Annotated in this window: 13 protein-coding genes and 1 pseudogene; 11 read left to right on the top strand and 3 right to left on the bottom strand. The window is 31.2% G+C overall.

Features of this window, described 5'->3' with window-relative positions:
- Positions 1-97 precede the first annotated feature (97 nt).
- From ACTTBL_RS00315 to ACTTBL_RS00295, 5 genes are all read left to right on the top strand, one after another.
- A complete protein-coding gene (locus ACTTBL_RS00315; protein WP_440643108.1) occupies positions 98-865 on the top strand; it encodes a bacteriorhodopsin-like in 768 nt (255 codons plus the stop codon).
- Positions 866-967: 102 nt separating this feature from the next.
- Entirely contained in the window at positions 968-1969 is a 1002-nt protein-coding gene (locus ACTTBL_RS00310; protein WP_440643107.1) for a fatty acid desaturase, read from the top strand.
- A gap of 61 nt (positions 1970-2030) precedes the next feature.
- A complete protein-coding gene (locus ACTTBL_RS00305; RefSeq protein WP_440643106.1) occupies positions 2031-2351 on the top strand; it encodes a 2Fe-2S iron-sulfur cluster-binding protein in 321 nt (106 codons plus the stop codon).
- Positions 2352-3368: an NAD(P)/FAD-dependent oxidoreductase gene (locus ACTTBL_RS00300; RefSeq protein WP_440643105.1), complete on the top strand. Its 1017-nt coding sequence runs from the start codon at positions 2352-2354 to the stop codon at positions 3366-3368.
- Positions 3365-3991 (top strand): glutathione S-transferase family protein, encoded by a 627-nt coding sequence (locus ACTTBL_RS00295; RefSeq protein WP_440643104.1) that lies wholly within the window; start codon positions 3365-3367, stop codon positions 3989-3991. Before ACTTBL_RS00300 ends, ACTTBL_RS00295 begins: the two co-directional genes overlap by 4 nt.
- On the opposite strand, the gene ACTTBL_RS00290 is transcribed toward ACTTBL_RS00295, so the two are convergent.
- A complete protein-coding gene (locus ACTTBL_RS00290) occupies positions 3992-4507 on the bottom strand; it encodes a TraR/DksA family transcriptional regulator (RefSeq protein ID WP_440643103.1) in 516 nt (171 codons plus the stop codon).
- A 78-nt stretch (positions 4508-4585) separates the two neighbouring features.
- Here ACTTBL_RS00290 and ACTTBL_RS00285 point away from each other — a divergent pair, with 78 nt between their 5' ends.
- Genes ACTTBL_RS00285 through ACTTBL_RS00265 form a run of 5 tightly spaced genes read left to right on the top strand, consistent with a single transcriptional unit; the run spans position 4586 to position 11226 of the window.
- Positions 4586-5908 carry a glycosyltransferase family 39 protein gene (locus ACTTBL_RS00285; RefSeq protein ID WP_440643102.1) on the top strand — a complete coding sequence of 441 codons (1323 nt, stop codon included), beginning with the start codon at positions 4586-4588 and terminating at the stop codon, positions 5906-5908.
- On the top strand, positions 5909-6778 hold the full coding sequence (locus ACTTBL_RS00280) for a glycosyltransferase (protein WP_440643101.1): 870 nt from the start codon (positions 5909-5911) through the stop codon (positions 6776-6778).
- Positions 6779-6781: 3 nt separating this feature from the next.
- A complete protein-coding gene (locus ACTTBL_RS00275; RefSeq protein ID WP_440643100.1) occupies positions 6782-8227 on the top strand; it encodes a DUF1800 family protein in 1446 nt (481 codons plus the stop codon).
- Positions 8224-9390: a DUF1501 domain-containing protein gene (locus ACTTBL_RS00270; protein WP_440643099.1), complete on the top strand. Its 1167-nt coding sequence runs from the start codon at positions 8224-8226 to the stop codon at positions 9388-9390. The genes ACTTBL_RS00275 and ACTTBL_RS00270 overlap by 4 nt, the downstream gene beginning before the upstream one ends.
- Before the next feature lie 3 nt (positions 9391-9393).
- Positions 9394-11226, top strand: coding sequence for an FG-GAP repeat domain-containing protein (locus tag ACTTBL_RS00265; RefSeq protein ID WP_440643098.1), 1833 nt, complete (start codon positions 9394-9396; stop codon positions 11224-11226).
- On the opposite strand, the gene ACTTBL_RS00260 is transcribed toward ACTTBL_RS00265, so the two are convergent.
- Positions 11223-12500: a Y-family DNA polymerase gene (locus tag ACTTBL_RS00260; RefSeq protein WP_440643097.1), complete on the bottom strand. Its 1278-nt coding sequence runs from the start codon at positions 12498-12500 to the stop codon at positions 11223-11225. The genes ACTTBL_RS00265 and ACTTBL_RS00260 overlap by 4 nt on opposite strands.
- The gene (locus ACTTBL_RS00255; RefSeq protein ID WP_034390305.1) at positions 12478-12873 is read right to left on the bottom strand and encodes a LexA family protein; all 396 of its coding nucleotides are present in this window, start codon (positions 12871-12873) and stop codon (positions 12478-12480) included. Before ACTTBL_RS00255 ends, ACTTBL_RS00260 begins: the two co-directional genes overlap by 23 nt.
- A 193-nt stretch (positions 12874-13066) precedes the next feature.
- Between ACTTBL_RS00255 and ACTTBL_RS00250 the strand changes: the two are divergent.
- A pseudogene (locus ACTTBL_RS00250) lies at positions 13067-13205 on the top strand (2Fe-2S iron-sulfur cluster-binding protein); the annotation flags it as partial.

Genomic DNA, 13205 nt, shown 5'->3' with positions numbered 1-13205 from the left:
ACTTTAATTTGCTATTTAACCACAACTTTGGCTTGGGGTAACTCAAGTCTAGTTTATATAAACTAAAAAATAAAAACTAACGAAGAGGGAGTTTTTTATGAAAAAACTTAAATTGTTTGCTCTTACAGTTGTTGCTCTTATGGGCGTAACTGGTGCAGCAAACGCAGAAACTGTGCTTTTAGCCTCTGATGACTTTGTTGGAATTTCATTCTGGCTAGTTTCAATGGCTTGTTTAGCTGCTACTGTATTCTTTTTCTTAGAAAGAAGTTCGGTTCCAGCTGGATGGAGAGTTTCAATGACTGTTGCTGGTCTAGTAACTGGTATTGCATTCGTACACTACATTTACATGAGAGAAGTATGGATCATGACTGGTGAGTCACCAACAGTTTACAGATATATTGACTGGTTAATTACAGTGCCATTATTGATGTTAGAATTCTATTTTGTTCTAGCAGCAGTAAACAAATCAGACTCTGGAATTTTCTGGAGACTAATGATTGGTACATTAGTAATGCTAGTAGGTGGATACTTAGGAGAAGCTGGATACATCAACGCTACACTTGGTTTCATAATCGGTATGGCTGGTTGGGTATACATCTTGTATGAAGTATTCTCTGGTGAAGCAGGTAAGAGAGCAGCGAAAAGTGGTAACAAAGCACTTGTAACTGCTTTTGGTGCAATGAGAATGATCGTTACAGTAGGTTGGGCGATTTACCCATTAGGTTACATTTTTGGTTACCTAACAGGTGGTGTAGATGCTAACTCACTAAACGTGATTTACAACGCAGCTGACTTCTTGAACAAGATCGCTTTCGGTCTGATCATTTGGGCAGCAGCTATGCAACAACCTGGTAGAGCTAAGTAGTTTTACTTAAAATTTAAATTAAGGGCAGGTACATTTTTGTACTTGCCCTTTTTTTTTACCTTTAATAAAATTATATATAATAACTATACATAATTTTTTGCTATGGATGTTAAATTAGAAAAATGGCACAAATGCCAAGTTGATAAAGAAGTACTTAAAGAACTTTCTAAGAAATCTGATTTAAAAGGACTACAACACGTTTCAGTTTTTTTCGGACTATTATTGATAACTGGAATTCTAGCTTATCAAACTTGGGGTACATGGTGGTCAGTATTTTGGTTTTTAGTTTATGGGAATATTTATTCTTTTTCTAATCCATTATGGCATGAGACGGGTCATAAAACTGCGTTTCAATCAAAATTTTTAAACGAACTTTTTTATTACATCTCCTCTTACATGGCTAACTTTGAACCAACAAGATGGCGATACACACATTTTGTTCATCATGGAAATACTTATTCAACAGAAAATCCTTTTGATCATGAAATTGAATATGGCAATGATTTAAAAGAAACCCCAAAGAGATTAATTATAAATATAATTCCATTTTTAGATTTAGTGTTTTTTAAAAAACATATTTCATTTGAAATTATTCAACATGCTTTAGGAATTAAAACAAAAGTTATGCAAGATAGTATTCCTGAGAATGCACAAGCAAAAGCAATTTTTATTTCAAGAATTTATGTTGCTATTTGGCTATCAATTATTTTGTGGTCTATATTAGTTTCTTCTTGGATGCCTTTATTATTTTTTGTGTTACCACAATTTTACGGAAAAACTTTACATAAAATTGTTGCATTCACTCAACATGCTGGTTTAGCAAGAAACGTCAAAGATCATAGAGTTACATCACGTGAAATGTATTTAAATCCCATACTGAGTTTTTTATATTGGAAAATGGAATATCATTTAACTCATCACATGTTCCCAACAGTTCCATCATATAATTTAGATAGATTACATCATCATATTAAAGATCAGTTACCAAAACCAAATGATGGATTAATAGATGCTTATAAAGAAATTATTCCAGCACTTATGAAACAAAAAGAAGATACAAGCTATTTTATAAAAAAAGAACTACCCGAACCTCAAAATATTTAAAAATATACTAAGTATGATTTTACTTACTTGTCCTATTTAGATAAGAAACTATATATAACGCATGGCAAAAATTACTTATCACACTCACAATAACAAAACCCACACGATTGATGTTCAAAACGGTTTGACTGTAATGGAAGGTGCTGTTCAAAATGATATTCCAGGAATTGATGCAGATTGTGGAGGTGGAATGGCGTGTGCTACCTGCCATGTTTATGTCAAAGAAGAATGGTTAGATAAGCTTCCAGCAAAAGAGGATGGTGAAGAAGATATGCTTGATATGGCTTTTGAACCAAAAAATAATAGCAGGTTGAGTTGTCAGTTAATTGTCTCAGATGAGTTAGATGGACTAGAAGTAAACATTCCGTCAAAGCAAGGTTAGATGAATAAAATAGATGTATTAATTATTGGAGCAGGGCCAACAGGATTATTTTGCGCTCATCAACTTGGAATTATAGGATTGAGCTGTGAGATAGTAGACAATCTTGATAAAGCAGGTGGTCAATGTATCGAGCTTTATCCTGATAAACCAATTTATGATATTCCAGCTGTGCCAGAGTGTACTGGTGAAGAACTAACTAATAATCTTTTAAAACAAATTAAACCTTTCAATGTCAAATTTCATTTAAACGAAAGAGTAGAACAACTTAAAAAAACTGAAAGTAGATGGCATGTTAAAACGTCAGGTGGAGTAGAGTTTGATGTTGCAGCAATTGTAATAGCTGGAGGTGTTGGTTCTTTTGAGCCAAGGAAGTTTCCAGTGAAGGAGTGCGAAAAATTTGAAGGTAGTTCTTTATTTTACTCAATTAAAGATAAATCAATATTTAAAGATAAATCTATTTCAATTTTTGGTGGAGGGGATTCAGCTTTAGATTGGGCAATTGAATTATCAAATACATCTAAAGTAAATTTAATACATAGAAGAGATGGTTTTAGTGGAGCAGAGTCTAGTGTTCAAAAAGTAAAAGATCTTAATGATCAAGGAAAATTAAATTTATTTACGAAATATCAAATGGACTCAGTAACTGGAGACAAACAAATTGAAACTGTTAAAATAAAACATGATGAAGGTGAAATTAAAGAAATTAAATCTGATTATGTATTAGGTTTCTTTGGTTTAATCATGCAGCTTGGGCCAATTTTAGATTGGGGTTTAAATATAAATAAAAAAACTGTTGAAGTTAATACTGAAAATTTTGAAACCAATGTAAACGGAATTTTTGCAATTGGTGATATTTGTTCTTATCCAGGAAAATTAAAATTAATTCTTTCAGGTTTCCATGAGGGTGCTTTAGCAGCAAGAGGCTGTTTTAAATATGCTAAACCTGATGAAAAATTAAGATTTGAATTCACAACAACTTCTAAAGCTGCACAAGAAAGACTTGGAATTAAAAAATGATAGAGCTTTTTTCTGCCAACACTCCTAATGGATGGAAAATAAGTATTATGCTTGAAGAAATTGGTTATGAGTACAAAGTAACCAAAGTTGATTTAGGTAAAGATGAACAATTTAAACCAGAATATTTAAAAATTAGTCCATTTGGAAAAATTCCTGTCATCATTGATCATGAGAACAATAAAAGCATCTTCGAGTCTGGTGCAATCTTGATGTACCTAGGTGACAAAAGTGGAAAATTTTATAATGAAAAGGATAGACTGGTTATTAATCAATGGTTAATGGCTCAAATGGGAACCGTAGGTCCAATGATTGGTCAACATCATCAGTTTCATCACTACAATCCTGGCAAAAGTGAATTTGGGGAAGAAAGATATTTTAAAATTACTAAGAGAATTTATGGAGAATTAGATACAAGATTAAAACAATCTAAATTTCTTGCAGGTCCTGAATACACAATTGCTGATATTGCAACATGGCCATGGATGGCGAGACATGAATGGCATGATATTGGTTTGAAAAATTATCAGAATTTATCTAGATGGTACCAAGAAATATCTGAACGTGAGGCTGTAGTTAAAGGATATGCTTTTATGGATAAAGAGGCAAAAATTCCAAAAATTTAATTAATCATCTGCATGAACTTTTTCTTCTTTTTCATGCTTTTCTTGTGCAGCAATAGTATATTTAGCAACAGGTCTTGCCATTAACCTTTTTAATCCAATTGGCTCTGCTGTATCCAGACAGTATCCATAAGTATCTTCTCTAATTCTTCTTAATGCTTTATCAATTTCTGAGATTAATTTAATCTGTCTGTTAATTGCTTTCATTTCTACATTGCTATCAATATAGGAGTTTGCTTGATCAACAATATCAGCAGAAATATTATTATCATCCATACCACCATTATAAAGAGCCTCGTTATTAGCTTTAATTAATTCTTTTTTCCATTCAGTTAGTCTTATTCTGAAATATACTTTATGTTTTTCACACATATATTTTTCAGTATCTTTTGGAACATAAGTTTTTGAAATTTTTACAGGACCTTTGGGCGCAACTTTAGCTGTAGTTGGTTTTGACTTAGTTACAACTTTAGTTTTTGGTTTTGATACTTTTTTCTTTGCTTTAGCAGTCTTTGGCATAGCTTAATTTTAATCGCTCGCAGTATATTCAGCAAATTAGGGGTGTCAAGCAAGCTTAATTGATATAAATATTTATAAATGACCGTTAATAACAAAAATATCAATAATGTTTTTTATATTTTTGTTACAGCTCATCTAATTTTTTGGTCTCTGATTCCATCAATTACAAATCACAATTTACCCCTGGATACAATCGAAGCTTTAGCTTGGGGAAGTAATCTAGATTGGGGATTTAATAAACATCCACCAATGAGTGCTTTTTTTCCAGAAGTTTTTTATCAAATTTTTGGATCACAAGATTGGGCTTATTATTTACTAAGTCAAATCTTTGTAATTATTTCTTTTTATTATGTTTTTAAATTTTCAAGTGAAATATTTAACATTAAATTATTAGGTTTAATTTCTGTATTATTAATTGAAGCAATTTATTTTTATAATTTCACCACACCTGAATTTAATGTAAATGTATGTCAATTACCTTTCTGGTCTTTAACAGTTTATTATTCCTGGAAAATATATAGTGGCAAGGAAATTAAGTTTTTAGATTGTTTTTTAGTAGGTCTATTTGCTGCTTTTGGCTTTCTATCAAAATATCTATTTATTTATTTATTAGTTTCTATTGATCTTTTATTTATTTATTTAATATTCTTCAAAAAGGAGAAAAAATTTGATTTTAAATATCTTATTAGTATTGAAGTTTTTTTAGTTGTTTTAGTCCCACATTTTATATGGTTATACAACAATGATTTTATTACAATTACATACGGATTGGCCAGAACTGGATTAGAACAATCCATTTTGTTGGATCACATTAAATTTCCATTAATCTTTTTGTTAAAACAAATGGGAATATTGATTCCATTTTTTATTTTGATTTGGTTATTGGTAAAAAAAATTAAGTTCAATTTTAATTTTAAAGATAAAAAATTACTATTTTTATTAGCAATTAATATTCTACCAATTGTTTTAATGTTTTTAACATCATTAATTACTGGATCAAAAATTAGAACTATGTGGATGACACCTTTTTATTTATTTTTTGGTACACTGTTTGTTTATTTATTCCAAGCACAAATTAATTTAAAAAAACTAAAAGCATTTGTGATTGGATTTGTTTTCTTTTTCTTTTTACCACCTGTGCTTTACGCTTATGTTTCGATTTCAAAAGATGACAAGAGAACTGATTATCCAGGTAAAGAAATTGCAGTAAAAACTCAATATGCATGGGACCAACAATTTAATTCAGCAATTAATGTAGTTTTAGGTGACGAATGGAATGCTGGAAACCTATCTTATCATTTAAAATCTAGACCAGTTTGGGAAGGCTTTGTTGAAAGAGAAAAGCTTGATCAATTGAAAGATTATATGTGTCTTGATAATGTTTGTGTAGGTTCAAGATAGATGAAATACGTAATTTTAATTCCAATTTATAACGACAGAGAGTCTTTAAAATTACTTATTGAAAATATTAACCATGAAATAAATGATTTAAATCATGAAATATCAATAGTTGTTATAAACGATGCTTCTTCTCAACAGATAGTTGATACCTATCCAAATATTGAGAATATCAATTCAATTGAGATAGTTAATATGAAAGAGAACAGAGGTCATGCAAGATGCATTGCATCTGGTTTAAAATATATCTTAGAAAAAAAAGATTTCGATTTTGTTATTCCAATGGATGGTGACGGAGAAGATAGACCTGAGGAAATTAAAAATTTTATTCAACTTTCAGAACGATCAGGCGAAAAGTCAATTGTTGGTGAAAGAATTAAGAGATCTGAAGGATTATTTTTTCAATTATGTTATCAATTTCATAAGTTTCTAACTTTAGCATTTACCGGACAATCAATTAAATTTGGGAACTTTACTTGTCTATCTAAATCAACTGTAAAAAAACTGCTTGAGGAAAAGGCTACCTGGAATAGTTTTTCTGCTTCTTTGAAAAAAACAGAGAAAGATTTAATAATAACACCCTCAATCAGAGGCAAAAGATATTTTGGTCCATCTCAAATGAGTTTTTTTAATTTATTAAAACACTCACTTTCAATAATTAGTGTTTTTAGAAAAACTGTTTTAATTCGATCAGCTTTGTTTATTATATTTTATATATTGCTTATCAAAAGCTACGCTTCAGTAATAACTTCATTGCCATTAGTTTTGTTACTTGTAATGATTTATTCAATTTCTAGTTTAGCGTTAAGAGAAAATATTGAAGAATTTAATAATTCCTTAACAAATATTCATGATATTGATAAAATAAAATAAATTATGAAAAACTTTTTTAGAAAAGTTGCATTTGGCTTAAAGCCTGATGAAAAAGCTCCTTCCGATCCATTAATTTGGGCTCAAAAACAGGTCGAGTCAATTCCGGAATTTAATTGGAAGGGGAAACATATCTATTCTGAAAAAGAAATGAGAAAGTATTGGATAACACAAAGGGTTGAAGAAAATACCACATTAAGAAAAAAATATAAAAATGATCCAGAAGGTTTTAGGAGAGCTGAACGTAAATTAGAGGCTGATACTGGAAAAAAACTTTGGCCCGCTAACGAACTGTGCATCAGACACGCAGAAGGTATAAGAAGCGACCATCCAGTTTTAGCTAAGCTTTGGTATTTTTGGGGAAATCATTTTACGATAAGCGACACACAAACATTAGGCTCATATTCTACTGGAGCTTATCAGAGAGATTTTATTAGAGCCAATATGGATAAAAATTTTGAAACTATGGCAACCGAAGCAACTCTAGCTTGGCCAATGATTATGCATCTTGATAATAAAGAAAATGTGGGCCCTAAGTCAGAAAGTGCAAAGCAAGAATGGAGAAGAAGAGAAAAGAGACCGGCAACACTTAATGAAAATCACGCAAGAGAATTAATGGAGCTTCACACTATTTCTCCAAAAGCAGGTTATACGCAAGAAGATGTCATAGAATTAGCAAAAATTATGACTGGATGGCGACCTAAGTGGAGCAAATCAAAAGATAATGGAAGTGATGTAAGATTTGATCCAGAAAGGCACGAACCTGGTAAAAAAATAGTTTTAGGAAAAGAATACAAAAGAGGAAGAAAAGCTATAAAACTAGCTATCAAGGATTTAGTTAACCATCCTTCTTGTAGAGAGTTTATCGCAACAAAGCTTTGTAGATATTTAATTACAGATGAGCCAACGCCTCAAATGATTGCGCCAGTTATAAAAGCGTGGGAACAATCGGATGGATTTTTACCAGAAGTTCATAAAGCTGCAATTAAAGTTGCTTTTGAATACAATGATAAATATCGAAAATTTCAAAATCCAGAAAACTGGTGGCTTACAACGATAAATATGTCAGGATCAACTTACTCATATCCAACTAAAGAGAAGGAAATTGATAGTCTGCCACTAGGAATTAAACCTTTTGGAGACATTAGCTGGCAAGGTTGGTTTTTAGAAGATTTAGGTTGTCATCCTTATAGACAAAAACAACCTAATGGATTTTCAGATCTTGAAAAAGACTGGCTTTCAACAGAATTAATTATAAGAAGAATAATGTTTGCTAAAACTGCTTTCCATAAATTCAACACACAAGATATGTTAGATGACAATATTCATGAAAAAATAATTCGTAATAACTTTGATAATCCAGATAAAATTCTAAAAATTGTATCAAAAGCAAAGACTAACGAGGAAAAACATATATTATTATTTAACTTACCGGAGGTATTAAAGGCATGAAGATATCAAGAAGAGATTTTTTAAAAGGAACTGCAACTTCTTTGTTTTTAGCTGGATTTAATTTCCCAGTTTTAGCTTCAACTTCCAAAAAGAAAAACTTAGTAGTTATAATGTTAAGAGGAGGAATGGATGGGATTACAGCTGTTCCTGTAATTGGAGACAAAAATCTACTAAAAAGAAGAAAAAAAATTTTAATTGATAATCCTATTAAATTAGACACAGATTTTGCTCTTCATCCAAAGTTAAATGCCTTCCATAAATGTTGGAAAGAAAACACTGGTGCTGTTGTTCATGCAACTAGCATTCCATACACAGCTCGATCACATTTTGAAGGTCAAAATTTAATGGAGTCAGGAGGAAGAGTTCCTTACCAAGAAAAAACAGGTTGGCTTGGAAGAGCAATGAAAATAGCTAACCATAAAGGAGAGGGTTTAGCTTTATCTTTGCCGATGCCATTATTGTTAAGAGGTGTTCCTAAAAATGACAATTATTTTCCAGCTGATGGAAGACTTCCAAGAGAAGAAACGATTGATCTTTTAAAATCCGTTTATGCCGATAGTTCAGAAGAAGAATTACTCGATATGATGAACTTTATTAAAAAGCGTAAAAATGAACAAATGATGGGTATGACGTCGAGTTACGGAAAAAGAAAAAATGGCAACTTAGCAATGAAAGCTGCTGAGTATTTAAAAAAATCCGATGGTCCAAGAGTTGCAGTATTTGAAGTAAATGGATTTGATACTCATGCTGCTCAAGGTGGAATTAACGGTACTCACACCAAATGTCTACTTGAAATGGATGAGATAATTGAAAATCTTAAGGTTTATTTAAAAGAAGCTTATAAAGATACTTTGATATTAACAGTCACAGAGTTTGGAAGAACAATCGCTCAAAATGGAGGAAATGGCACAGAACATGGATATGGTACCGCTCTATTTATGGCTGGTGGTTTATTAAAGAAAAGCCAAGTTTACTCTGATTGGCCAGGATTAAAAAGAAAAGAGCTTTATCAAGGAAGAGATTTAAATGCAACGATTGATGCAAGATCTGTATATGCTTCTGCCATGTCTACGGTATTTGATTTGGACTTCAAAAAAATTGAAAAAGAAGTTTTCTTTGGAGATAAGCTGCAAAACTTATCTGATAAGCTTTTTAAAGCTTAGATCATGAAAAAAATTTTAGGTATTCTATTTTTATTTGCATTCGCAAATAATGTTTTTGCCAAAGATAAACCTCAAGCAGGAATTTTTATTGAAAACTATGAAGGTATGACTGTTTTTGGACAGTCTAGACCTGGGATAACAAAGCAAAGATATTATTTTGGTCACAGATGGAGCTACCACGACTTTAATAATGATGGAATAAAAGATTTTTTATATTCAGGGACAATGCGTCCAATCAACCTTAAAACAAGTGGTAAAGATACATCTGGTGCATGTGGTGGTAAAAAATGTGAAGGGGACATGCCAGGACCGACACTTTATTTGGGTCAAAAGGATGGGTCTTTCATTGATAATTCAAAACTTATTATTGATAAAAGAGAACCTTCTGGACATAGTTTATCTCGTCAGCAACTGATAGCTGATTTTAACAATGATGGAATATTAGATTTTTATTTAGCAGATCATGGAATTGGAGGTGGAAATCATGATGGCTTTAGAGATAGTTATTTTTTAAGTCAAAAAAATGGAACTTGGTTAGAAAGTTCATCAACTCATTTATCAAAAAAGAAGTTTAAAATTTTTGATCATGGTGGAGCTGTAGGTGATATCGATAATGATGGAGATATAGATATTGTTTTAACAGATTTAAAAAGAGTTTTGCGGTGTTTGCATAATGATGGCACCGGTAAAATGAAAATAAAAAAATGTGGTTCTATCAATGCATTTGGAATTGAACTTGGTGATTTTGATAATGATGGAGATTTAGATATTGTTCATGGTGGTCATGAATACGAGGGTACGGTAACAGGTATAGCACTAAATGATGGCAAGGGTAAATTTAAAAAGAAAATTAAACTACCTGTGCCAGAAGGAAATTGGGGAACAGTGCCAGAAGTTTCTTTTTGGGATTTGGATAAGGATGGTGACTTAGATATCGTAGTATCTAGAGCGGGAGAATTATATGTTGGTACTGGAGTACAGGTTATAGAAAATTTAGGAGAAAATGAATTTAACTCTAAATTTTATATTTTAGTAGATCCACCAAAAGACTATGTTCCAAAACATGAAGGAAATGAATGGAATAGTTTTGTTGACCAAGTAAGATTTTCAGATTTAGATAATGATAATTTAACTGATATCGTTTTAATACGCCCAGGTAGCTTAAAACTAAAAGCAGGATCAATATTAAAAAATGAGGGTGGGATGAATTTTAAACATATTAAATATAAAGAGACAGGAAACCCAATCAAAATCGTTGATGATAAAATGTATAAAGATGATCCAAGCACTTTTTTTGAAAATTTTGAGACTGCTCGTGGGAAATCTAAACCAACTGAGTCATCTAAAAAATTTAAAAAATTTTTAAAAGGAAAAAAACTAGAAGATTTTAATTTGGATGGATTTAAAAATATTGATGAACCAATATTTTTAAAAAGATCTGGTGCTTCTTTATTAGCTTATAAATATATAAAACATGGAGATGATTGGATTGATTACGATATTTTGGTTGAATGGGATGGGATTAAATTCCCAATAAGTATGTGTTTAGAATATTACTCAAAATTTAATTTTCCCGCAAATAGAGTCAGTTTAGTTGATAGGTTTAAATTTGGAGGTTTAGATGAAACTTCAATTCCTAGCTTTCAAGAATGCAGGGGAGAAAGTGGATATATTGCTGGTTGGGACATTACTGAACCTGTCATTATAGAAATAGGAATAGATACTTTGCTCAAAGATTTAAATTTTGAAGTAAGACCGATTTTAGCAAATATTCCTCAGTTAAGTGATGATCAAAAGAGAGAGCTTTTAACTAATCTTGATAAGAATATAAATTAGGCTCTAATCGTTGGCAAACAAAAGAAATCTGCTGTATCAATTTTAGAGGAATATTGTCTTCTCATATTCCATTTTTTATGAACCCCAGCACTTGCAACGCTTAAAGTAGATCTTCCATATCGATGATTAGTGTTATCAATTGATCGCATTAAGCTATTTATTTTTTCATCCTTTTCAGATGTAAATAAATTTGTTTTATCACTTGCATTAGAAAGTCCTGTTAGCATCACACCTGCTTTTTGATAACGGTAACCATTTTTAAATATGCTTTCTAATATTGAAACTGCTGTCTTAACTGTTTCAATACTATTGTTTGTTGCAATTGGAAAATCAACTGTCTTTGCATTTGAATAGTAACCAAAATTCCTTTGGAAGGGACTGGTTCTAACAAACACTGTAATTGCTTTTGCAACTAAAGACTCTGATCTAATCTTTTCAGATGCATTTAAACAATAGTTAGCAACTGCTTCTTTTAACTCTTGGAACGTTTCAATTCTTTTTCCAAATGATCTTGAAACAACACAACTTTTTCTTTTAGTAGTAGTGGTCTCTAAACCTATACAAGAAACTCCTCTAAGCTCCATTGCAGTTCTTGAACTTAGAACATTTGAAGATTTTTTGATCCAGGTATTAGATTTATTTTTTAACTGCTTAGCATTATAAATTCCATGCTTTTGATAAAATTTAGTTAGTTGTCTACCAACACCCCAAACATCATTAATTTCAACTTTTTCTAAAATAGGATCTAAGTTTTCAATTCCAATTAAGCTTGTTACCCCTGATTGTTTTTTCTTTGCAATATGATTTGCAACTTTACTTAATGTTTTTGTATTCGCTATTCCAATACTTGTTGGGATACCAGTCCATTGCAAAACTGTTTCTCTTATTTCTTTCCCAACTTTTTCTACTTCACTATCAGGAAAGTTTGATAAATCTAAGAACGCTTCATCAATGGAGTAAACTTCTATTTCTGAATTAAATCTTTTAAGAGTTCGCATTACTCTTCTAGATAAATCTCCATATAAAGAATAATTAGATGAGAAAACTTCAACTTTATTTTTAAGAATAATATCTTTTGCTTTAAAATAAGGTTCCCCCATTTTAATACCCAAAGCTTTTGCTTCATTTGATCTTGAAATGATACAGCCATCATTATTTGATAAAACGACAACAGGTTTTCTTCTTATTTTTGGATTAAATAATCTTTCACAAGAAACGTAAAAAGAATTACAATCAATTAATGCTATTTTTTTAGTATGTTGAATGGATGACATAAGTAACAACCCCCCAAATAAAAATATCTTGTTCTTCGTTAATTAAAATTCTGTCAGAAAACTCTTTAGATCCAGAAGTTAAAAATTTTTTATCTCGTTCTTGAACTAAAGTTTTAACCACAAGCTCGTCATGAACATTTGCAATCACTGTTGAAAAGTTTTTTGGTTTTAAACTTTTATCAACTACTAATAAGTCACCATCATTAATCCCAACATCGACCATGGATTTACCTTGAACTCTGATGATGAAAGTTGCTGGAACATTTCTTATTAAATGCATGTTCAGATCAATATCTTCTTCGATGTAATCGGTTGCAGGAGAAGGAAAACCAGCGCCTGCTTTATGTAGATAATAAGGGATTGTTAGTTTCATGTTCTTGTTTTGTTCTACTTTATAGACCATTTATACAATACATTCAAGAGGTTGTATTTTGAGTCCGTAATTGAATCAAAAGTGAATCAAAACGTGAACATCCAAAACAACATTTAGTGGACATGTGGATAAGTTTTACAATAAGTAGTCTTAAAGTGATCTATAAAGGAAAATTATGATTTGTATTAAAGCCGATATTCCAGGAATTGATGCAGATTGTGGTGGTGGAATGGCGTGTGCTACCTGCCATGTTTATGTCAAAGAAGAATGGTTAGATAAGCTTCCAGCAAAAGAGGATGGTGAAATTATAATGGACAAAGAAACGATTGATA

Origin of the sequence: Candidatus Pelagibacter sp. HIMB123 (assembly GCF_052048195.1) — a bacterium.
GTDB lineage: Bacteria > Pseudomonadota > Alphaproteobacteria > Pelagibacterales > Pelagibacteraceae > Pelagibacter.
The sequence above is the reverse complement of the archived record's forward strand: the minus strand, read 5'-3'. Positions and strand labels throughout refer to the sequence as shown.

What these genes read in the sequence shown, in the direction of transcription:
- ACTTBL_RS00315 (WP_440643108.1), top strand. Translation starts at nt 98, where the DNA reads ATGAAAAAACTTAAATTGTTTGCTCTTACAGTTGTTGCTCTTATGGGC.
- ACTTBL_RS00310 (WP_440643107.1), top strand. Translation starts at nt 968, where the DNA reads ATGGATGTTAAATTAGAAAAATGGCACAAATGCCAAGTTGATAAAGAA.
- ACTTBL_RS00305 (WP_440643106.1), top strand. Translation starts at nt 2,031, where the DNA reads ATGGCAAAAATTACTTATCACACTCACAATAACAAAACCCACACGATT.
- ACTTBL_RS00300 (WP_440643105.1), top strand. Translation starts at nt 2,352, where the DNA reads ATGAATAAAATAGATGTATTAATTATTGGAGCAGGGCCAACAGGATTA.
- ACTTBL_RS00295 (WP_440643104.1), top strand. Translation starts at nt 3,365, where the DNA reads ATGATAGAGCTTTTTTCTGCCAACACTCCTAATGGATGGAAAATAAGT.
- ACTTBL_RS00290 (WP_440643103.1), bottom strand. Translation starts at nt 4,507, where the DNA reads ATGCCAAAGACTGCTAAAGCAAAGAAAAAAGTATCAAAACCAAAAACT.
- ACTTBL_RS00285 (WP_440643102.1), top strand. Translation starts at nt 4,586, where the DNA reads ATGACCGTTAATAACAAAAATATCAATAATGTTTTTTATATTTTTGTT.
- ACTTBL_RS00280 (WP_440643101.1), top strand. Translation starts at nt 5,909, where the DNA reads ATGAAATACGTAATTTTAATTCCAATTTATAACGACAGAGAGTCTTTA.
- ACTTBL_RS00275 (WP_440643100.1), top strand. Translation starts at nt 6,782, where the DNA reads ATGAAAAACTTTTTTAGAAAAGTTGCATTTGGCTTAAAGCCTGATGAA.
- ACTTBL_RS00270 (WP_440643099.1), top strand. Translation starts at nt 8,224, where the DNA reads ATGAAGATATCAAGAAGAGATTTTTTAAAAGGAACTGCAACTTCTTTG.
- ACTTBL_RS00265 (WP_440643098.1), top strand. Translation starts at nt 9,394, where the DNA reads ATGAAAAAAATTTTAGGTATTCTATTTTTATTTGCATTCGCAAATAAT.
- ACTTBL_RS00260 (WP_440643097.1), bottom strand. Translation starts at nt 12,500, where the DNA reads ATGTCATCCATTCAACATACTAAAAAAATAGCATTAATTGATTGTAAT.
- ACTTBL_RS00255 (WP_034390305.1), bottom strand. Translation starts at nt 12,873, where the DNA reads ATGAAACTAACAATCCCTTATTATCTACATAAAGCAGGCGCTGGTTTT.